This window comes from Actinoplanes oryzae, assembly GCF_030757795.1.
GTDB lineage: Bacteria > Actinomycetota > Actinomycetes > Mycobacteriales > Micromonosporaceae > Actinoplanes.
On sequence record NZ_JAUQWH010000085.1, the window covers coordinates 16,491 to 36,316 of the forward strand.

The window sequence follows — 19,826 nt, forward strand, 5'->3', positions numbered from 1 at the left end:
ATCAGATCTAGTTGAGGCCGTTCTTGATGGCCGTGATCAGCTCTCCGTTGCTCGTGTCGCCGGAGAACTCCCAGAAGAAGGCGCCGCCCAGACCCTGCTGCTTGGCGTACGTCATCTTCGTCCCGATGGTGGCCGGGGTGTCGTAGCCCCACCAGTTGCTGCCGCACTTGGCGTAGGCGGTGCCGCCGATCGTGCCGGTGGCCGGGCAGGTGTTCTTGAGCACCTTGTAGTCCTCGATGCCCTGCTCGTACGTGCCGGGGGCCGCGCCGGTCGCCGTGCCGCCGGGAGCCGACTGCGTGACGCCCGTCCAGCCGCGGCCGTAGAAGCCGATGCCCAGCAGGATCTTGTTCGCCGGGACGCCCTTGCCCTTGAGCTTCTGGATCGCGGCGTCGGACCAGAAGCCCTGCGTCGGGATGCCGGCGTAGGAGGTCAGCGGCGAGTGCGGCGCGGTCGGGCCCTGCGGGTTGAAGGCGCCGTAGTAGTCGTAGGTCATCGGGAAGACCAGGCTGAGCTTGCTGATGCCCGACGCGTAGTCGGCCGCGTCCAGCTTGCCGCCGGTGCTGCCGTCGGCCGAGATGGCCGAGGTGACCAGGAAGTTGGAGCCGAACTTGGTGCGCAGGGCGGAGACCACGTTGTTGTACGAGGCCGGGCCGCTGCTGTCACAGGAGAGCCCGCACGCGTTCGGGTACTCCCAGTCGACGTCGATGCCGTCCCACAGGCCGGCCCAGCGGCTGTCGTTGAGCAGGCTGTAGCAGGAGTTGGCGAAGGCGGTCGGGTTCGCGGCCGCCTGGGTGAAGCCGCCGGACCAGGTCCAGCCGCCGAAGGACCAGATCAGCTTGATGTTCGGGTACGCGGCCTTCAGCTTCTTGAGCTGGTTGAAGGAGCCACGCAGCGGCTGGTCCCAGGTGTCGGCGACGCCGTCCACACTGTCCGCCGCGGTGTACGCCTTCTCGTAGTCGGCGTAGCTGTCACCGATGCTGCACTGACCGTTCGTGGTGTTGCCGAACGCGTACAGGATGTGCGTGAGCTTGCTCGCCGAGCCGCTCGTCACGAGGTTCTTGACGTGGTAGTTGCGTCCGTAGACGCCCCACTCGGCGAAGTAACCCACCACGTTCTTGCCCGCCGTGCCGGGGGGCGGGGTCGTCGGGTTCGTGGTGGGCGGGGTGGTCGGGGACGTGGTGGGCGGAGTGGTGGGCGGCGTCGTGGGGGTCGTGCCGCCGTCGCAGGTGCCGTTGTCGGCCCAGACGTCCCACTGGCCGCTGTGCGTGGCCGGGGACTCGTTCTGGGTCCACCACTTCGCGGTGTAGTTGTGCCCGTTCTGCGAGGCCTGGTTGCCGTTGGTGTAGGTGGCCGTCGCGCTCCAGGCGGAGGCGCAGGCCGCCGCGGCCGAGGCCGAGGGTGCCGACACGAGCGGCACCACGGCGACGGCGACTGCCGCGATCGCACCGGCCCAGAGGGCGCGGCGGGGGGATGTGGTCACGGGGCGTCTCCTCGGAACAATTAGGAAACTTTCCAAAGGGAAGTTGAAGAGACGGTAGTCACATCAATGAACATCAGTCAAGACTGTGAATGCGGATTACTCGCGGTCGTAACTTTGGCCGCCAGGGAGCCACAGCGTGCACTCACGTACGCACTGCGCGTAGTCTGCCGTCATGACCATCCACGACGTCGACATCAATGCCCTCACGGGCGGTTCCGCCGATCTGGGACGCTACCGCGGCAGCGTCGTCCTGGTGGTCAATGTGGCCTCCCGCTGCGGCCTGACTCCCCAGTACGAGGGCCTGCAGAAGCTCTACGACTCCTACCGCGGCCGTGGCCTCGTCGTGCTCGGCGTCCCGTGCAACCAGTTCGCCGGCCAGGAGCCCGGCACGGCCGCCGAGATCGAGGAGTTCTGCCAGGTCAACTATGGCGTGAGCTTCCCGCTCACGGAGAAGGTGGACGTCAACGGCCCCGGCCGGCACCCGCTCTACCGCTTCCTGATCGGCGACGGCCCGGACATCCAGTGGAACTTCGAGAAATTCCTGATCGGGCCGGACGGGACGGTGACCGCGCGCTTCGGCCCCCGCACCGAGCCCGCCGAGCTCGCCCCCGCGATCGAGCAACTCCTCCCATGAGCATCCACGTGATCGGCGTCGACGCCTACGCCCTGGGCTGGGTGGGCGTCGAGCTGCGCGACGGCCAGTTCGGCCGGGCCATGCTGGCCTCCACCCTGTACGAGATCGTGGCGGGCAGCTCCGGCGCGGCCGTCATCGGCGTGGACATCCCGCTCGGCATGTTCCCCGACCGCTGGCGCGCCGCCGACACCCTCGCCGCCGACACCCTCGGCCCCCGCCGCAGCAGCGTCTTCCGGGTGCCGCCGCGCGCGGTGTGGCAGGAGACCGACTTCGCGGCCGCCAACCGGGTCTGCCGCGAGCTCACCGGCTCCGGCCTGAGCCGCCAGTCCTGGGCGCTGCGCCCCAAGCTGCTCGAGGCCAACGCCATCTGGGAGCGGCACCCGGGGCTGCTCTTCGAGGCCCACCCGGAGGTGTCGTTCCGCGAGATGGCGGGCGAGCCCCTCACGTACGCCAAGAAGACCTGGAGCGGCCAGGCCCGCCGCCGCGAGCTGCTGGCCAAGCACGGCATCGTCCTGCCCGACCACCTGGGCCCGGCCGGCCAGGCGCCGCCGGACGACATCCTCGACGCCGCCGCGGTCGCCTGGACCGCCAACCGCATGGCCAACGGCACGGCCGCCAGCCACCCGAGCCCGCCCGAACAGAGCGACGGCGCCCAGGTCGCCATCTGGTACTGACCGGGCGCGGCTCAGGCCCTCCGCGTGGCGATCCTGCGGGCGCCGCCCTGACTGCTGGGCGCCGTCAGGCGCTCTGGGCGGCGATCTCGCGGGCGCGGTCGCGGGCGGCCTCGAGGGCGGCGAGGAGGGCCGCGCGGACGCCGTGGTTCTCCAGCTCGCGGATCGCGGAGATGGTCGTGCCCGCCGGGGAGGTCACGGCCTCGCGGAGCTTGACCGGGTGCTCGCCGGAGTCGCGGAGCATCACCGCCGAGCCGATCGCGGTCTGCACGATGAGCTCGTGGGCGACCTGGCGCGGCAGCCCGAGCAGGATGCCGGCGTCGATCATGGCCTCGACGAGCAGATAGAAGTACGCCGGACCCGAGCCGGACAGCGCCGTCACCGCGTCCTGCTGCGACTCGGGGACGCGGATGGTCGAGCCGAGCGGCTGGAACATCTCCTCGGCGATCGCCAGGTGCTCGCCGGTCGCGTGCGGGCCGGCGGAGATCGCGGTCATCGCCTGGTCGACCAGGGCCGGGGTGTTGGTCATGACCCGGACGACCGGGGTGCCCCCGGGCAGCCGGGCGGCGAAGAAGCTCGTGGGCAGGCCGGCGCAGAGCGAGACGATCAGCTTGCCCGCGGGCACCTGGGGGCCGACCTCGTCCAGCAGCGTCCCGGCGTCCTGGGGCTTGACGGCGATCGCCAGGATGTCCGCCTCGGCGACGGCGGTGGCGTTGTCGACGACGCGGACGCCGTAGCGGTCGGCCAGCTCCTTGCCGCGCTCGGCCCGGCGGGCCGTGACCAGGATCTGGTCGGCGGGGCGGCCCGCGCGCAACAGCCCGGAGACGACCAGTTCGCCGATCTTGCCGGCGCCGATGACTGCGATCATGTGCACTCCCTGCGGAGGGGCGGGCCGGAGCCCGCCCCGGACGGCTCAGCTGCCGAAGAAGACCTCGGCCTCTTCGTACCGCGACAAAGGTACGGTCTTCAGCTCGCCCGTGCCCTCGATGAGCGGCACGCGCACGATGTCCGTCCCGCGCAGCGCCATCATCTTGCCGAAGTCGCCCTCGTGGACGGCGTCGATCGCCTGCAGGCCGAAGCGCGTGGCGAGGACCCGGTCGAACGCCGACGGGGTGCCGCCGCGCTGGATGTGCCCGAGGACGACCGTGCGGGCCTCCTTGCCGGTCTTCTCCTCCAGCTGCTCGGCGAGCCACTGCCCGATGCCGCCGAGCCGGACGTGGCCGAAGGCGTCGAGGTCCTTGTCCTGGGTGACCATCTGGCCCTCGAGCGGCTGGGCGCCCTCGGCGACGACGACGATCGGGGCGTACTCGACCTGGAAGCGCTTGGTCACGTACGTGGCGACCTGCTCGACGTCGAAGTTGCGCTCCGGCAGCAGGATGACGTTCGCGCCGCCGGCCAGGCCCGCGTGCAGGGCGATCCAGCCGGCGTGCCGGCCCATGACCTCGACGACCAGCGTGCGGTGGTGCGACTCGGCCGTGGTGTGCAGCCGGTCGATGGCCTCCATCGCGATGTTGACCGCGGTGTCGAAGCCGAACGTGTAGTCGGTGGCGTTCAGGTCGTTGTCGATCGTCTTCGGGACGCCGACCACGTTGACGCCGAGATCGCCGAGCTGGGTCGCGACGCCGAGGGTGTCCTCGCCGCCGATGGCGACCAGCGCGTCGACACCCTGCTCGGCGAGGTTGGCCTTGATCTTCTCGACGCCGCCCTCGATCTTGAAGGGGTTGGTCCGCGACGAGCCGAGGATGGTGCCGCCGCGCGGCAGGATGCCCCGGACCTCCGCGATGCCGAGCGGCTTCGTCAGGCCCTCGAGCGGGCCCTTCCAGCCGTCCCGGAAACCGACGAACTCGTGTCCGTACGTGGCCACGCCCTTGCGGACCACGGCCCGGATCACCGCGTTGAGACCGGGGCAGTCGCCGCCCCCGGTGAGCACGCCGATGCGCATGATTGCTCGTCCTCCCTGATCGGGTCGCGAGAGGCCCGGCACCCTGCGAGGGGAACGGCCGGCGTCTGCGCCGGTCCGGGGCGGGCCGCAGTGCGCACTGTAGTCGGCCGACGACACCCGGACCACCGTCCACCCCGTTACAGGCGCACTGTTTCGTTCTCGCCCGCGTCCGGCGTCTTTCCGGTCACAGCCGCCTTCACGTAGCCCAGCAGGGTGACGACATTGGAGCTGTGCGCGGCCTCCCAGTACTCGGCGGTCTCGGCGGTGACCTTGACCAGCGTGAGGTTCGGGGTCTCGAGGCCGTCCGGGAACCACGCCTTGAGCAGCGGGTTCCACAGCTCCTTGGCCTTCGCCGGGTCGTCGGTCTGCACGGCCGCGCCGGCGACCGAGGTCCACGAGTGCTGCTTGGCGTCGCTGAACGACACGTTGACCTGCGGGTTGGTGCGGATCTGCGCCACGAGGTCGCTGTCGGAGTAGGTGAAGAACCAGAGATCCCCGTCGAACTCGACGTCCTGCAGCGCCATCGGCCGGCTCACGTGCCGCCCCTCGGCGGTCATGGTCGTGAGCATGCCGATCTTGGCATCCTTCACCAGCTCCTTGAGCTTCTCGCGCTTCTCCTGCTCGGTGTGCTCAGCCATGAGATCTCCTTCGTCGGTGTCACCCGACGTGGTTCCCGGGCGCGGAGCAGCGAAACAGCCCGCCGCGAGCAACCGGCCACGACCGGCGCGAAACCGCGGGCCATGGCCGGGGCGACGCCACGGGCCGGGATCGTCGCGACGCCGGCGGCGGGGGTCTCAGCGCTCGGCCATCCCGGCGCGGCGGCGCAGGGCGGAGACGTCGGTGACGACGATGCGCCGGCCCTCCGTGCGCAGCCAGCCGCGGGTGGCGAAGGAGCCGATCGCCTGGTTGACGCTCTGCCGCGAGCCGCCGGCCATCTCGGCGAGCTGGCTCTGGTTGAGCTCGATGGTGATCATCGGGGCCTGGCTGTCCCCCGCGAGGCGGACGAGGGTCTTGGCGACGCGGCCGGGCAGGTCGAGGAAGACGTGGTCGGCATTCTGCTCGGTGAGCCGGCGGATGAGGCCGCCGACCGAGCGCATCACCGCGTCGAGGATGCGCGGGTTGGAGTGGACCAGGTCCATGAAGGCCACCCGGGAGAGGGCGAGCGCCTGGCTGTCCTCGATGGCCTCCGCGCTGGCCGAGCGGGTCGAGGCGTCCAGGAGGGACACCTCGCCGAGGACGTCGGGCGGGCGGACCACCGTCAGCACCGCGCGCTCGCCGGTCGGGGCGGTGCGGAAGACCGCGATGGCGCCGCGGCGCAGGACGATCAGGGAGTCGCCCGGGTCGTGCTCGACGAACAGGATCTGGCCCTTGCGATAGGTGCGCGGCACGGCTGCGGCGATGACCCGCTGGCGCACGTCGGGCTCGAGCCCGGCGAACATCTCCACACCCGTCAGCGCGTCTCCCGGCTCCGGCAGCCGATGATCCACGGTCAGTCCTTCCCCCGGTCGGGACCGCCACGGGAACTGCTGTCCGCCGCCGGCCCCAAGGCGCGAACGATCACTCTTAGCATGCAGAGTGCCATCAACGCCATTTGATACCTCCCAGGCCCACGGGTTCGATCATTTCGCGGATGTCGCTATCTGTGAACCCCCCAATCGCCCCGCGTAACCACTCCCTGGGATTCCGGCTAAAGTCGCCCACCGTGTCCGTCATAGTCACGGTGTGTATGTAAATAATCCGCGCCGTGTCACCTGACGAGCTGCTGAGATCCACTTTGCGCGACGAGTGGCACCTGATGCCCGATGGGATCACGGCCCTGCCCCGGGGCCGCCTCTCGTGCCGGTGGGAGGTCGCGGCCGGGAGCGACCGGTTCCTCGTGCGCCTCGGCGAGCCCGCGGCCCGCCAGCCGGTCGAGGCCGGGGTCGCCGTCTCGGCCCACCTGCGGGCCGGCGGCATCCAGGCCGGGGAGCCCGTCCGCACCCTCGGCGGGGCGCTCACCGTGGAGACCCCGTACGGCACCCTGACCGTCCTGCGCCGCGGGCCCGGCCGGACGCTCGACGGCCGCGACCCCGTCGACCAGCAGTTCTGGGGCGACCGGCTGGGGGCCGTGCACCGGCAGCTGCAGAGCTTCCAGCACCCGGGCCTGCGCCACTGGAACCACCTCGACGCCGGCGCCCCGCACCTCGGGATCGAGCCGTGGCTGCGCCCGGCCGTGGCGGAGGCCATCACGGCCACCACCCGGCTCACGATCACCGACCGCCTCACGTACGGGGTGCTGCACGGCGACCCGGCCCCGGAGACCTTCGTGATCGATCCCGCCACGGGCAGCGCCGGACTGCTCGACTGCGGCGCCGGGGGCAGCGGGCCCCTGCTCTACGACGTGGCGGCCGCCGTGCTCTACGCGGGCGGCGAGGAGACGTCCGCCGAGCTGCTCGACGGGTACCTGGCGGCCGGCCCCCTGACCGAGGACGAGCTGCACGCCGGGTTGCCGGTCATGCTGCGCTTCCGATGGGCCGTACGGGCGGACTGGGCCGCGCGGCGCGTGCAGTGCGCCGGCGCCGAGGGCCGCGAGGTGCTCCGCCACGCCCGTCAGGCCCTGACCGGAACGGGCGGCGGCACGTAGGCGAGGATGGAGGGCGATGCCCTACCGCTATTTCTACGACTGCGAGTTCATCGAGGACGGCCGGACGGTCGACCTGGTGTCCATCGGCATGGTCGACGAGCACGGCCGCGAGTTCTACGCGGTCTCCACCGAGTTCGACGAGTCCAAGGCGATCCCGTGGGTCCGCCGCAACGTGCTCGACAAGCTCCCCTCCCCCGCCGACCCGGCTTGGCGCTCCCGCGAGCGCATCAGGACCGACCTCTACGACTTCCTCACCGAGCCGGTCCGCGGCCGCGACGAGCAGATCGAGCTGTGGGCCTGGTACGCCGCCTACGACCACGTGGCGCTCGCCCAGCTCTGGGGCGCGATGCCGGCGCTGCCGCGGATCATCCCCCGGTTCACCAAGGATCTGCGCCAGCTCTGGGACGACAAGGGGCGGCCCACCCTGCCCACGATGCAGGGGCGGCACGACGCCCTGGTCGACGCCAAGCACAACCTGGCGCGCTGGCGGGCCATGGGGGGATAGTCCTCACCATGGAGCTGGACGACCTGAGGCGGCTGCGGCAGGCCCGCGACCGGATGGATCGCGACTACGCCCAGCCGCTCGACGTCCCGGCGCTGGCCCGCACGGCGCTCATGTCGGCGGGCCACTTCTCGCGCAGCTTCCGCGAGGCGTACGGCGAGACCCCGTACAGCTATCTCATGACCCGCCGGATCGAGCGGGCCAAGGCGCTGCTGCGGCGCGGGGACCTGACGGTGACCGAGGTGTGCTTCGCCGTGGGCTGTACCTCGCTGGGCTCCTTCAGCAGCCGCTTCACCGAGCTGGTCGGCGAGAGCCCGAGCGCCTACCGGGCCCGCTCGCACGACGACGCGGCGATCCCCCCGTGCATCGCCAAGATCTATACGCGACCGGTCAGGAACGGAGAAGCCCCGGCGGGCCGCTCGCCCGTAGCGTGAGCCGCATGGACATCACGCTTTCGCAGACCTTCCTCGCCACCACCGACTTCGACAAGGCCCTCGCGTTCTACCGCGACGCGCTCGGCTTCGAGGTGCGCAACGACGTCGGCTTCGAGAACATGCGCTGGGTGACCGTCGGCTCGCCGGCCCAGCCCGACGTGAGCATCGTGCTGGAGCCGCCGCTGGCCGACCCGAACGCCTCCGAGGCCGACAAGCGGACCATGGCCGAACTGCTCGCCAAGGGCCTGCTGCGCGGCGTCATCTTCACGACCGACGATGTCGACGCCACGTTCGAGCGCGTCCGGGCAGCCGGGGGCGAGGTGCTGCAGGAGCCCGCCGACCAGCCGTACGGGGTCCGCGACTGCGCGTTCCGCGACCCGTCGGGCAACATGCTCCGCATCAACCAGCCGAAGCACTGAGCGCGTACACCTGAAAGAAGTCGTTGCCGAGCGGCAGGACCTCCGCGTCGAGGCCTGCCTCCTCGGCGAGCGCCCGGACGGCCGGGGCGCGCAGCACCGTGCCCAGCGCGGCCGACGGCTGCTCGGCCAGGGCGGCGGGCAGGCAGTGGGTGACGCTCCAGCCGTACATGAGCCGTTCGATCTCGCCCGCCGGGGCGCGGAACCGGTCGGCCACCCGCTCGTCCACGACGACGATCCTGCCCCCGGCGGTGAGCGCGTCGCGGGCGGCCTCCAGCAGCGGGACCGGCCGGGCGAGGTCGTGCAGCGCCTCGACGATCAGGATCAGGTCGTACGGCCCGCCGAGCGCACCCTTCTCCGCCACGTCGGCCAGGTGACACTCGACCCGGGAGGCGACCCCGGCGGCGGCAGCGGTGCGGCGGGCGACGTCGACACTGGCCGGATCGATGTCGTACGCGTCCAGCAGCGCACCCGGGAAGGCCCGCGCCAGCGCCACCGCCGACCACCCCTCGCCGCACGCCACGTCCGCGACGCGCGTGCTCGCCCGGTGCAGGCGCTCGCCCAGCCCGGGCAGCGCGGCCAGCCAGCCGGGCAGCTCGTGCACCACCATCGGGCGGTTGATGCCGCCCTGTCCCCGGCGGAAGACCGGACCGTAGTCCCGGTACGGCACCCCGGCGCCGGACCGGTAGGCGTCCGGCAGCCGGTGCAGCACCCCCGCGATGCCCGCGACCAGATCGGCGAGCGGGGCGACGTGCGCCGGGTTCTCGGGTTCGAGCAGCACCGGCCGGTACGCGACGGGCAGCGCGTACCCACGCTCCTCGCCCTGGTCCGCCGTGGCCTCCAGCAGTCCCGCGGCGGCCTGCTGCTCCAGCCACTCGCGGGCGTAGCGGGGCGCTATGCCGGCCGTGCGCGCCAGGCCGCCCGCGGTGCACGGGCCGGCGGCAAGGGCTTCGTAGAGGCCCAGCTCCCGCCCGAGGAAGACGCTGAACAGCTCCAGCGCGCCGAGGGTGTCCGTGAGAAGTCGATCGGCCAGCGCCTCGGCGGCCGTGTGCGTGCTGGTGTCCATCCCGGCACGGTGTCACCGCCGGGCGTGCCGGGCCACCGACCTGTCACTGATCCGTCCTGGTCAGCGGCACTTTCTCGAAGGCGCGGAGGACGAAGGTCGGGCGGTGCACCGGCTCGGCGGCCAGGGCGAGCCCGGGCAGGTCGAGGAGCGCGGACAGGGCGGCCCGGAGCTCGATGCGCGCCAGCGGGGCGCCGAGGCAGAAGTGCAGGCCCGCCCCGAAGCCGGCGTGCGGGTTCGGGTCCCGGCCCACGTCGAACGAGTCCGGGTCGCGGAACACGGCCGGGTCCCGGTTGGCGGCGCCGAGGAGGGCCGCGACCTGGGCGCCGGCCGGGATGCGGACGCCGGCCACGGTGACGTCCGCGGCGGCGGTGCGGACGAACATGTGCAGCGGGGGGTCGTACCGGATCATCTCCTCGGCCGCGGTGGCGACCAGCGCGCGGTCCGCACGCAGCCGGGCGAGCTGGTCCGGGTGGCGCAGCAGCGCGGTCATCCCGCCGCCGAGCGCGTTGACCGACGCCTCGTGACCGGCGTTGAGCAGCAGGATCGCGGACGCCACCAGCTCGTCGGAGGACAGGCCGCGGGCCGCCACGAGATGGCTGATCAGGTCGTCGCGCGGCTCCTGGGCCCGGCGCCGGGCCAGGTCACGCAGGTAGTCCGCGAACTCCCGGCAGGCCTCGAGCGCGGCGGCCTCGTCGCCGGGGGTGCGCGAGATCTCGTACATGCGGACGATTGCCGCGCTCCACGGCCGCAGCCGGTGCCGGTCCTCCCGAGGTACGCCGAGCAGCTCCGCGATGACCGTCACGGCGAGCGGCTCGGCGACGTCGGCCAGCAGGTCGAACTCCGTACCGGCGGCCTGCACGAGCCGGGCGGCCTCGGCGGCGACCGCGGGCCCGAGACGCTCGACGTGTCCCCGCCCGAACGCGCCCGCCACCAGCGACCGCAGCCGGGTGTGCGTGGGCGGCTCGTTCTCCATCATCTGGTGCCGGTGCAGCAGGTTGAACGGCTCCCAGAGCCCGGCGGGCTCCCGATCGGTCCAGAACCGGCCGAGTCGCCGGTCGCGCAGCACGGCGTGCACGGCCGCGTGGCTCGCCGCCAGGAAGGTCCCGGTCGGCTCGTGCCAGGTCACGGGCCCGCTCTCGCGCAGCCGGGCGAGCGCCGGGTACGGGTCACGGATGAACTCCGGGTCGTTGAGGTCCACCCCGGCACGGTATTCGGATGCCTCGTTCGCCGGGAACTCCTACGGTGGTCGGCATGTCTGCCGAAGCGGCGCGCGCCGCCGAGATCCTCACCCAGCTCGCCGTGCCCGAGCGGCTGGCCGCCTTCGCCGAGCTGACCCGCCGGGGCAAGGAGGGCGCCACGCTGGCCGAGCTGGCGTACGCGCTGGACAAGCCCGTGCAGGAGGTCGGCAAGCTGCTGGCCCGGCTGGTCGGGGTCGGCATCGCGACCGGGACGGGCAACGGGGTCTACCGGGTGAAGCCGGGCGAGCTGCGCGAGGCCGCCCAGGCCGTCGACAAGGCCCAGCCGCTGGCCCCGCTGCTGGCGGAGTACCCGGCGCTGCGCGGCTTCTTCGCGCACGGGCGGCTGACCTCGCTGCCGCCCACGCAGAGCGAGCGCTACCCCCTGGTCGGCGAGCTGCTGACCCGCTATCTGGCGCTCGACGCGCTGTGCGACGAGGAGACCCTGAACAGGCGCCTCGCGGTGGTGACCGACGACGTGGCGGCCGTCCGGCGGATGCTGGTCGAGACGGGCTGGCTGGAGCGGGACCGGGCGGGGACGACCTACGGCCCGGTGACCGAGCGGCCCGTGACGGGAGCCGCCGGATGATGCTGCTGGTCCCGGGCGACCCGCTGCGGCCGCGGCGGCCCGACGAGCACTTCGCGGCCGAGGCCGCGGCGGCCCGCGAGGCGGGGCTCACGGTCGCCGTGATCGATCATGACGCGCTGGCCGGCGGCGGGGACGCCGCGGCCGCCGTCGCCCGCGTTCCCGCAGGCCCCGACGCGGTGTACCGCGGGTGGATGCTGCGCTCCTCGCAGTACGCGGCGTTCGCGGCGGCGCTGGCCGACCGGGGCGTGACCCTGCGCACGAGCCCGGAGCAGTACCGGCGGGCCCACGAACTGCCGGGATGGTACGAGGCGCTGGCCGAGTGGACCCCCGACACGGCGTGGACCTCCGGGGACGATCCGGCCTCCTTCGAGCAGGCGTGCGCGGCCCTCGGCGCGGGCGCCGCGGTACTGCGGGACTTCAGCAAGTCGCTGAAACACCACTGGGCCGAGGCGGCGTTCGTCCCCGACGTGACGGATCTCTCCACGGCCGGAAAGGTGGCCCGCCGGTTCCGGGAGTTGCGCGCGGAGGACTTCACGGGCGGGTTCGTGGTGCGGCGGTTCGAGGCGTTCACCGGGGCCGAGGCGCGGACCTGGTGGGTCGGCGGGGAGTGCGCGCTGATCACGGCGCATCCCGACACTCCCGGCGAGCTGCCGGACGGCGTGGACCTGCCGGCCGGGCTCGCCCGGGCCGTCGCCGGGCTCGGGCTGCCGTTCGTGACGGCCGATCTCGTCCGGCGCGAGGACGGGCGGTGGCGGCTGGTCGAGCTGGGTGACGGGCAGGTCAGCGACCGGCCCGCGAGCACCCCGGCCGCCGAGATGATCACCGCTCTGACGCGATCTCGGTGAGACGAAACCGAGCGGCACGCCACACGCACTCCCGGAACCGCCCTTCGCCGTGTCACCATGGGGCACGCGCGTGTGGAGCGCGGGGGCGAGGAGAGTGCAGGGTGTCTGCGGGTGGCGCCCGTCGCGGGCGGCGGGACAACGGGCTCGACGCGGCCGACTATGCGGCCGCGGGCGACGTGGATCCGCGCGTGGGTGAGCACCTGCTCGACGTGCTCGCCGCGGGCGGCATCGCCGCCTATCTGCAGCCGTCCGCCGACCGTGACCCGATCTTCCGGGCGACCACCTTCCCGGCGACGCCCACCGACCGGCTCTATGTCGACCGGGAGCACCTCGACACCGCCCGCGACCACCTGCAGAAGCTGACCCAGACGCCGCCGGCCTGGTCCGACCCCACCGCCGACCCGATGCCCGGCTCGTCGCCCGCCGCCGGCGGCCCCGCCCGCCCCGGCGCCCCGGCCCCGGGCGACCGGCCCGGCACCCCGCCCGGCGGCGACCAGACCGACGTCGACGCCGAGTGGGCCCGGATCGTCGCCGGCTTCCACACCGCGGTCGACCCGGCCGCGCCCCCGTGGCCCGAGGCCGAGGGCATCGACCCCGCACGCGCCACCGAGCCGCCGCCCCCGGAGCCCGCCCCGCCGGCCGGCGAGGTGCAGCACAACCGCCGGCGCACCGACCGCGAGTCGCTGCTCGACGGGCTCGACACCTTCGGCACCGGCATCCCGGACGACGACGAGGACGAGGACGAGCGCTACGTCCCGCCGCCCCCGCCGCCCCTGCCGCACGTGTCGAAATACGCGATCGCCGGCGTGCTGGGCGTGGTCGTGGGCTTCGTGCTGTTCCTGTTCCCGACGCTGCTGCCGATCGAGGCGCGGATCGTCACGCTGATGGGCTTCGCCGCGATCGTGGCGGGGGCGGTCACGCTGGTCTGGCGGCTGCGCTCGGGCGACGACGAGGACGAGGACGACGACGGCGCCGTGGTCTGACCCTTGGTCTGGCCCCTTGGTCTGGCCCCTTGGTCTGGCCCCTTGGTCTGGCCCCTTGGTCTGACCCTGGTCTGGCCCTTGGTCTGGCCCCGCCGTCGGCACGCCGGGACCCTCGCGCGTCCCTGCCCGATCGCGGCTCGCGTCGTGGCGCGGCCCCGCCGGGTCGCGGTGTGACTTCTCCCATCGATCGGTCTTGTTGTTTCGCTGGGTAGCCATCCACTAACGTCTCGTTAATGCGCCAGAGCTCGCTCGTGGTCGTCGCCAATCGCCTGCCCGTGGATGACAACAGCGCCTTCGACGGCGCCTTCGAGTGGCGGCGCAGCCCCGGAGGCCTGGCCGGGGCGCTGCACGCGATCCTCGAGCAGACGCCCGCCACGTGGGTCGGCTGGGCCGGTCACGAGGGGCCCGCGCCCGACCTGCCCGACATCGGCAGCCTGCGGATGAGCCCGATCGCCCTGTCCGCCGCCGATCTCACCGGCTACTACGAGGGCTTCGCCAACTCGACGCTGTGGCCGCTCTACCACGACGCCGTCGAGCAGGCCGTCTTCGACCGCGGCTGGTGGGAGACCTATCGCGAGGTCAACCGGCGCTTCGCCGAGGCCGCCGCGGAGGCCGTCGAGCCGGGCGGCACGGTCTGGGTGCAGGACTACCACCTGCAACTGGTGCCGCAGATGATCCGCGAGCGCCGGCCGGACGTCCTCATCGGCTTCTTCCTGCACGTCCCGTTCCCGCCGCCCGAGCTGTTCATGCAGCTCCCGCGGCGCACCGAGCTGCTGCGCGGCATGCTCGGCGCCGACCTGGTCGGCTTCCAGCGCCCCCAGGCCGCCCACAACATCGCCCAGCTGACCACCAAGCTGCTCGGCGGCGAGGTCACCGGCGACGACCAGATCTCCTTCGAGGGCCGGACCATCCGGACGGGCGCCTTCCCCATGTCGATCGACGTCGCCGAGATGCAGGCCCTCGCCGCCCGCCGCGACGTCCGCACCCGGGCCGCCCAGCTCCGCTCCGACCTGGGACGCCCCCGTCGGGTCCTGCTCAGCGTCGACCGCCTCGACTACATCAAGGGCATCGAGCAGCGCCTCACCGCCTACAGCGAGCTCCTGCGCGACGGGCGGGTCAAGGTCCGCGACACCGTCATGGTCCAGGTCGCCGTCCCCAGCCGCGAACGCGTCGAGAAGTACCGCCGCCTGCGCGACCGCATCGAGAGCGAGGTCGGCCGGATCAACGGCGAGTACGGCCGCGTCGGCGAGCCGGCCATCCACTACCTCATCCAGCCCTTCGACCGGGCCGAGCTGGCGGCGCTCTACCAGACCGCCGACATCATGGTCGTCACCCCGCTGCGCGACGGCATGAACCTGGTCGCCAAGGAGTACGTCGCTGCCCGCGCCGACGCCACGGGCGCCCTGGTCCTCAGCGAGTTCGCGGGCGCGGCCGACGAGTTCACCGACGCCTTCCAGGTCAACCCGCACGACGTCGATGGGCTCAAGGAGCGGCTGCTGCAGGCCCTGGAGGCCGGCCCCGCCGACCTGGAACGCCGCATGACCGCGATGCGCGAGCACCTGACCGGCCACGACATCGTCCAGTGGGCCCGCTCCTACCTGACGGCCCTCGACAGCAGCGGCCAGGTCGCCGCGCGCCTTCCCCGCTGACCGCGGGCACCTCCCGGGCCGCCGCCACTCCCCCGTCGCCGCCCTCCCTCGTCGGCCCACGGCCGTCGGCGACTCCTGGCCGGTCGACGGCTCCCGGCCCCCGGTGGCTCCCGGCCCCCGGTGGCTCCCGGCCCCCGGTGGCTCCCGGCCGGGCGGTTTCAGTCGTCTTCGAGGATCGCGTAGAGGTCGGAGTCGCGCCAGCCGGTGCTGAGCCGCATGGTGCCCCGCATGCGACCCTCGTAGCGCATGCCGATCCTGCGGAGGACCGCCGCCGACGCGAGGTTCCGCGGATCGCAGGTGGCGTAGACGCGGTGCCGGGCGTACTCGTCGAAGCCCAGCCGGAGCAGCAGGCGCGCCGCAGCCGTGGCGACGCCCTGACCCCGGTGCGCGGGATGCACGACGTAGCCGATCTCGGCGGTCGTCGGGCCGCGCAGCAGCAGCTCCGCCGTGCCCACGAGACCGCCGTCCCGCAGCACGGCGAAGACCAGCCGCTCCGGGCCCGCTGTGACCGCCTCGCGGACGTAGGCGGCCGTCTCCTCCTCCGTGTTCGGGCCCCACGGCTGGAAGGGGGACGACTCGGGCAGGCGGGCGTAGTCGTGCACCGCCGCGATGTCGTCCAAGGTCAAGGGTCGCAGGGCCACGGTCACTGCGGCAGCTCCTTGACCAGCCAGTCGAGGATCGCGTCGATCGGTTCCTCCCAGCCCGGCGCCAGCATCAGGTCGTGCCCCATGCCGGGGAAGAGCAGCGGCGCGCTGCCGTAGCGGGCGGCCGCGGCGTCCAGCGAACGGCGGGTGACCACGCGGTCGTCGGGGCTGCCCAGGACCAGGGTGGGCGGGCTACCCACCGGCTCGCCCGGGTCGGGCGCCAGGAGCAGCTCGCGGCAGAGCCGGGCGGGAACGCCGGCGACCCGGGCGGTGTCCGCCAGCCCGAGCTGCGGCGCCGAGAGCCGCAACGACCGCCCGAGCAGCGCCGGCAGCGCACCGGCCGGGTTGGCCCGGAGCGCGGCGCCCACGGCCGCCCAGCCGTTGAGCAGCGGCGCGGAGAGCACCGCCGCCCGGGCCGGGTAGCGGGCGAGGGCGTGGGCGACGACGAGGGCGCCGAAGCCGTGTCCGATCAGGACGGTCTGTCGCGGCAGACCGGCGGCCACTTGGACGACGTCGTGGACATAGGCGCGCAGGGTGCCGTGCTGGCGCGGACTGACGGCGTACGCCGGGAAGCCCCGGGTCGCCGCATGGCCGAGCCAGTGCTCCCGGAACGACCAGGCAGCATGCCCGAGCCCCGGCACGAAGAGCATCGGCGGACGCCCGTCGTCGGGGTGCGGCAGGGCGCTGAGCACCTCCCGCTTGACCGGCGGCACCGGCGACGTCCAGTCCTCCATCCGCAGCACGCGGGGGCTCATCGCTCGGACTCCGTCCGGTCGCAGGAAATGAGCCGCGACGTCGCCGCGCGGCTCATCGGGCGGACTCCGTCCGGTCGCACGAGACAAGGCGCGACGTCGGCACGCGGCTCATCGGGCGGGCTCCATCTCGTCGAGCAGGCCCTGGACGGCGCGCAGGTAGGAGAGGTGGCCCACCTCGAACCAGTGGCGGGACGAGGGCACGACCTTCAGGCGGGTCCAGCTGCGCAGCGGCCGGGACGACTCCTTCTGCTGGACGGCGGCCGCGCGGTCCGGGTCCGTCAGCCGCAGCCGCAGCCAGCGGGCGACGGCGACGCTCTGCCAGTGGGCCAGCGGGAACAGCCCGGAGTCGCTCTGCACGAGCCCGACCACGGCGAGCGTCGGGTGCTTGCGCGCGAACGTGTGCAGGTGCAGGTCGGGGCGGCCGTCCTCGTCCAGGTCGAGCAGCTCGGGCGCCAGGAAGTCGAAGCGCGGCAGGTAGCCGGTGGCGGTCACGACGAGGTCCGGGTCGATGCGCCGGCCGTCGGCGAGCTCCACCGTGGAGCCCTCCATGCGGGCCACGTCGCTGACGGCGGTGATCCGGCCGTGGCCCAGATAGTAGGCGAGCTGGCTGTTGACGACGGGATGGCTCTCGTACGGGCGGTGGTCCGGCGCCGGCAACCCGAAGCGCGTGAGGTCGCCGACGGTCAGGCGCAGCACCCGCTCGTAGAGCCACTGGGGCAGGCGCCAGCGCAGCAGCATCTGGTCGAGGGGGCGGCCGAGGAGGTACTTGGGGGCGTACCAGTAGCCGCGCCGCGTGGAGTGCCAGACCGTCTCCGCCTGCTGGGCCGCCTCGACGGCGATGTCGCAGCCGCTGTTGCCGCCGCCCACGACCAGCACCTTGCGGCCGCGCAGCTGCGCCGGGTCCTTGAACGCCGAGGCGTGCATCACCTTGCCCCGGAAGCCGGAGGTGTCCACGGAGAACGGCTTCGGCGACCAATTGTGCCCGTTGGCGGCGACCACGGCCGCGTAGCGCTGGACCCGCTCGGCGCCGCCGCCGGTGCTGCGCGTGGTGACCTCCCAGCGGCCGTCGCCGGTCGGGGTCACCGCGACCACCTCGGTGCCGAACCAGATGCTGTCGCGCAGCCCGAAGTGCTCGGCGTAGCGCTCGAGATAGCCCAGCAGCCGGGTGTGGTGGGGATAGTCCGGCCAGTCGTCCGGCATCGGGAAGTCGGGGAACTCGGTGAGCGGGCGTGAGGAGACCAGGTGCATCGACGCGTAGACGGGACTGCGGTCGTGACGCCAGTTCCAGGCGCCGCCGACCGAGGTCTCCCGCTCGTAGCAGTCGACCGAGAAGCCCTGCTCACGCAGGTTCTTGACGGTGGCCAGACCGCTGGCGCCCGCACCGATCACGCAGACCGCGTCGTGCCGGTCGGCGATGTCAGGGGTGTCTTGCACCCCGGAATCCTCGCGTCACTGCGAAGGCAGCGTCAACTCCGCTTCGTTTCCGCCAGGGCAGGCAAGGTCAACTCCGCCAGTACGGGAAGATGATCGCTCGCCCGGCGGGCCGCCGCAGTGTCCACGGCCTCGAAGCGGGTGACCTGGACCCCGGGCGAGACGAACATCCCGTCGATCCGCCGGTCGGGCAGCCGCGCCGGGAAGGTGAATCCGCCCTCGGGGGACACGTATCCGTCGGCGACCGTACGCCAGGCTCCCCCGCCGGGGCCCTCGTTGAGATCGGCGGCGGCGATCACCGGGCCCTCGGCCGCGACGAGAGCCTCTTTCCACAGTGCCGCCTGCGCCGGCCGCTCGACCGGGTCGGTGGCCAGGTGCGAGCCCGAGATCGTGAACCGGCCGCCCGGGACGGCGCAGCGCGCGAACGCCGCCCCGCGCATGTGCCGCCCCGGCGTCAGCGGGTACTGCAGGCACCAGGTCGCCTGCACCCGGACCCGCAGGCTGACCAGGATCAGGTTGCCGAGCGAGGGCAGGCCGCCGGCCGCCACGAGCAGGCCGCACCCGTCGGCGAGCGCGGCGCACTTGTGCCGCCAGCGGAAGCGCCGCGGCGCCTCCTGCACGACCATGACGTCCGGGGCCAGCTCGCGGACCAGGCCGGTGAGGGCGGCCCGGTCGTCGCGCAGCCCGTGCACGTTCCAGCTGAGCACCCGCAGCGGGACCCCGGACACGACGCTCAGATCCGCCGGGCCAGGTCCGCCGCGCCCAGCACGCCGGCCGTGTTGCCGGTCTCCGCCGCGACGATGGGCGCCACCGGGAAGCGGTTGCGGTCGGCCAGCTGCTCGGCGTAGGTCGCCTGGGTCGGGCCCATCAGCAGCTCCCCGGCGTCGATCACGCCGCCGCCGACGACCAGCACCTGCGGGTCGAAGGCCTGTGCGAGGTCGGCCATCGCCACCCCGAGCCAGTAGCCGATCTGCGCGAACGCGTCCCGGGCCACGGCGTCCCCGGCCTGCGCGGCCTCGGTGATCTGGCGGCCGGTGATCGCGTCGGCGTCCCCGCCGGCCAGCTGCAGCAGCAGCGCCGCCTTCTCCGGCTCCTGCCGGGCGCCGGCGCGGGCGAAGCGGACCAGCGCCTTGCCGCTCGCGTACTGCTCCAGGCAGCCCAGCCGCCCGCAGCCGCACGGGTGGCCGCCGTTGACCGACTGGATGTGCCCCAGCTCGCCCGCGATGCCGTTCGCCCCGCGCCAGAGCTTGCCGCCCAGCACGATCCCGCCGCCGATGCCCGTCCCGACGGTGATCATCACCATCGAGTCGTCCGCCTGCCGCGCCGCGCCGAAGCGGAACTCGGCCCAGGCGGCCACGTTGGCGTCGTTCTCCAGCACGGTCGGCAGCCCGACGGCCTTCGCCACGTAGTCGCGCACCGGCTCGTCGCGCCACGCCAGGTTGGGCGCGAACAGCACGGTCGCCCCGGCGGCGTCGATCCACGCGGCGGCCCCGATGCCCACGGCCGTGGCCTCCGGGTGCAGCGCCGCCAGCTCGGTCGCCACCGCCACGATGGTGTCGCGCGTGCCGGCGGGGTCGTCGGCCGGGGTGTCGCGGCGCGTCTGCGCGATCACCTGCCCCCGCTCGTCGACCACACCGCCGGCCACCTTCGTGCCGCCGACGTCGATTCCGATGGTCAGCGCCACGCTGCCCGTCCCCTCTGTCATCCCGGACGCGATAGTCAGTCGCGCCCGTCTTGCTCCGCGGCGCCGGGGTGCTCCTCCGGCGCTGCCACATCATGATCTACTGCGGAGGATCCTGCCACGACACTTTCGCCCGCTTTGCCGCCGTTTGCGGTGGCTGCGGCCCAGACATCGCCGGTGTGCCCGGTCACGACAGGCTCCCCCGCCGCGGCGTCGCGCGGCGCAGCGGTGTCGCGCGGCGCAGCG

23 protein-coding genes are annotated in these 19,826 nt (G+C 73.2%); 10 read left to right on the plus strand and 13 right to left on the minus strand.

Annotated features, from left to right (window positions below; translation table 11 throughout):
- Positions 1–7: 7 nt before the first annotated feature.
- Positions 8–1,480, minus strand: coding sequence for a glycosyl hydrolase family 18 protein (locus RBH18_RS25380; RefSeq protein ID WP_306212083.1), 1,473 nt, complete (start codon positions 1,478–1,480; stop codon positions 8–10).
- 172 nt (positions 1,481–1,652) lie between these two features.
- On the opposite strand from RBH18_RS25380, the gene RBH18_RS25385 reads away from it, so the two are divergent.
- Positions 1,653–2,114, plus strand: a complete 462-nt coding sequence (locus RBH18_RS25385) for a glutathione peroxidase (RefSeq protein WP_306212085.1) — start codon at positions 1,653–1,655, stop codon at positions 2,112–2,114.
- Positions 2,111–2,788 carry a DUF429 domain-containing protein gene (locus tag RBH18_RS25390; RefSeq protein ID WP_306212087.1) on the plus strand — a complete coding sequence of 226 codons (678 nt, stop codon included), beginning with the start codon at positions 2,111–2,113 and terminating at the stop codon, positions 2,786–2,788. Before RBH18_RS25385 ends, RBH18_RS25390 begins: the two co-directional genes overlap by 4 nt.
- Positions 2,789–2,852: 64 nt before the next feature.
- On the opposite strand, the gene proC is transcribed toward RBH18_RS25390, so the two are convergent.
- The 4 genes from proC to RBH18_RS25410 form a co-directional block, all read right to left on the minus strand.
- Complete coding sequence (gene proC, locus RBH18_RS25395; RefSeq protein ID WP_306212089.1) at positions 2,853–3,653, minus strand: pyrroline-5-carboxylate reductase; 801 nt, start codon at positions 3,651–3,653, stop codon at positions 2,853–2,855.
- A 45-nt stretch (positions 3,654–3,698) separates the two neighbouring features.
- Positions 3,699–4,727: a 6-phosphofructokinase gene (locus tag RBH18_RS25400; protein ID WP_306212091.1), complete on the minus strand. Its 1,029-nt coding sequence runs from the start codon at positions 4,725–4,727 to the stop codon at positions 3,699–3,701.
- A 137-nt stretch (positions 4,728–4,864) separates the two neighbouring features.
- The gene (locus tag RBH18_RS25405; protein WP_306212093.1) at positions 4,865–5,365 is read right to left on the minus strand and encodes a pyridoxamine 5'-phosphate oxidase family protein; all 501 of its coding nucleotides are present in this window, start codon (positions 5,363–5,365) and stop codon (positions 4,865–4,867) included.
- 156 nt (positions 5,366–5,521) lie between these two features.
- Positions 5,522–6,214, minus strand: a complete 693-nt coding sequence (locus RBH18_RS25410) for a Crp/Fnr family transcriptional regulator (protein ID WP_015620001.1) — start codon at positions 6,212–6,214, stop codon at positions 5,522–5,524.
- A 257-nt stretch (positions 6,215–6,471) separates the two neighbouring features.
- Here RBH18_RS25410 and RBH18_RS25415 point away from each other — a divergent pair, with 257 nt between their 5' ends.
- The 4 genes from RBH18_RS25415 to RBH18_RS25430 are packed head-to-tail and all read left to right on the plus strand — an operon-like array spanning position 6,472 to position 8,705.
- A complete protein-coding gene (locus tag RBH18_RS25415) occupies positions 6,472–7,350 on the plus strand; it encodes a phosphotransferase enzyme family protein (RefSeq protein WP_306212096.1) in 879 nt (292 codons plus the stop codon).
- A 16-nt stretch (positions 7,351–7,366) separates the two neighbouring features.
- Positions 7,367–7,855 (plus strand): polyadenylate-specific 3'-exoribonuclease AS, encoded by a 489-nt coding sequence (locus tag RBH18_RS25420; RefSeq protein WP_306212098.1) that lies wholly within the window; start codon positions 7,367–7,369, stop codon positions 7,853–7,855.
- Between the two features lie 8 nt (positions 7,856–7,863).
- A complete protein-coding gene (locus RBH18_RS25425) occupies positions 7,864–8,286 on the plus strand; it encodes a helix-turn-helix transcriptional regulator (protein ID WP_306212100.1) in 423 nt (140 codons plus the stop codon).
- A gap of 5 nt (positions 8,287–8,291) precedes the next feature.
- Positions 8,292–8,705 carry a VOC family protein gene (locus RBH18_RS25430; protein ID WP_306212102.1) on the plus strand — a complete coding sequence of 138 codons (414 nt, stop codon included), beginning with the start codon at positions 8,292–8,294 and terminating at the stop codon, positions 8,703–8,705.
- Here the strand turns inward: RBH18_RS25430 and RBH18_RS25435 are convergent.
- Together RBH18_RS25435 and RBH18_RS25440 are read right to left on the minus strand one after the other, a co-directional pair.
- Entirely contained in the window at positions 8,686–9,768 is a 1,083-nt protein-coding gene (locus tag RBH18_RS25435; RefSeq protein WP_306212104.1) for a class I SAM-dependent methyltransferase, read from the minus strand. The two genes, RBH18_RS25430 and RBH18_RS25435, sit on opposite strands and share 20 nt — an antisense overlap.
- Before the next feature lie 43 nt (positions 9,769–9,811).
- The gene (locus tag RBH18_RS25440) at positions 9,812–10,966 is read right to left on the minus strand and encodes a cytochrome P450 (RefSeq protein ID WP_306212105.1); all 1,155 of its coding nucleotides are present in this window, start codon (positions 10,964–10,966) and stop codon (positions 9,812–9,814) included.
- A 53-nt stretch (positions 10,967–11,019) separates the two neighbouring features.
- Here RBH18_RS25440 and RBH18_RS25445 point away from each other — a divergent pair, with 53 nt between their 5' ends.
- The 4 genes from RBH18_RS25445 (at position 11,020) to RBH18_RS25460 (ending at position 15,069) form a co-directional block, all read left to right on the plus strand.
- Positions 11,020–11,592, plus strand: coding sequence for a DUF2087 domain-containing protein (locus RBH18_RS25445; RefSeq protein ID WP_306212107.1), 573 nt, complete (start codon positions 11,020–11,022; stop codon positions 11,590–11,592).
- On the plus strand, positions 11,589–12,437 hold the full coding sequence (locus tag RBH18_RS25450; RefSeq protein WP_306212110.1) for an ATP-grasp domain-containing protein: 849 nt from the start codon (positions 11,589–11,591) through the stop codon (positions 12,435–12,437). Before RBH18_RS25445 ends, RBH18_RS25450 begins: the two co-directional genes overlap by 4 nt.
- Before the next feature lie 101 nt (positions 12,438–12,538).
- Positions 12,539–13,420 (plus strand): DUF308 domain-containing protein, encoded by an 882-nt coding sequence (locus tag RBH18_RS25455; protein WP_306212112.1) that lies wholly within the window; start codon positions 12,539–12,541, stop codon positions 13,418–13,420.
- 233 nt (positions 13,421–13,653) lie between these two features.
- Entirely contained in the window at positions 13,654–15,069 is a 1,416-nt protein-coding gene (locus tag RBH18_RS25460; RefSeq protein ID WP_306212113.1) for an alpha,alpha-trehalose-phosphate synthase (UDP-forming), read from the plus strand.
- A gap of 158 nt (positions 15,070–15,227) precedes the next feature.
- On the opposite strand, the gene RBH18_RS25465 is transcribed toward RBH18_RS25460, so the two are convergent.
- From RBH18_RS25465 to RBH18_RS25490, 6 genes are all read right to left on the minus strand, one after another.
- Positions 15,228–15,716 (minus strand): GNAT family N-acetyltransferase, encoded by a 489-nt coding sequence (locus tag RBH18_RS25465; RefSeq protein WP_306212115.1) that lies wholly within the window; start codon positions 15,714–15,716, stop codon positions 15,228–15,230.
- Positions 15,713–16,468 (minus strand): alpha/beta hydrolase, encoded by a 756-nt coding sequence (locus RBH18_RS25470; RefSeq protein WP_306212117.1) that lies wholly within the window; start codon positions 16,466–16,468, stop codon positions 15,713–15,715. Before RBH18_RS25470 ends, RBH18_RS25465 begins: the two co-directional genes overlap by 4 nt.
- 108 nt (positions 16,469–16,576) lie before the next feature.
- Entirely contained in the window at positions 16,577–17,902 is a 1,326-nt protein-coding gene (locus tag RBH18_RS25475) for a flavin-containing monooxygenase (protein ID WP_306212119.1), read from the minus strand.
- 32 nt (positions 17,903–17,934) lie between these two features.
- Complete coding sequence (locus tag RBH18_RS25480) at positions 17,935–18,627, minus strand: endonuclease/exonuclease/phosphatase family protein (protein ID WP_306212121.1); 693 nt, start codon at positions 18,625–18,627, stop codon at positions 17,935–17,937.
- A 5-nt stretch (positions 18,628–18,632) separates the two neighbouring features.
- A complete protein-coding gene (locus RBH18_RS25485; RefSeq protein WP_372338982.1) occupies positions 18,633–19,604 on the minus strand; it encodes an ROK family glucokinase in 972 nt (323 codons plus the stop codon).
- Between the two features lie 14 nt (positions 19,605–19,618).
- Positions 19,619–19,826: hypothetical protein (locus RBH18_RS25490; RefSeq protein WP_306212123.1), on the minus strand; the 208-nt coding region annotated here is incomplete at its 5' end.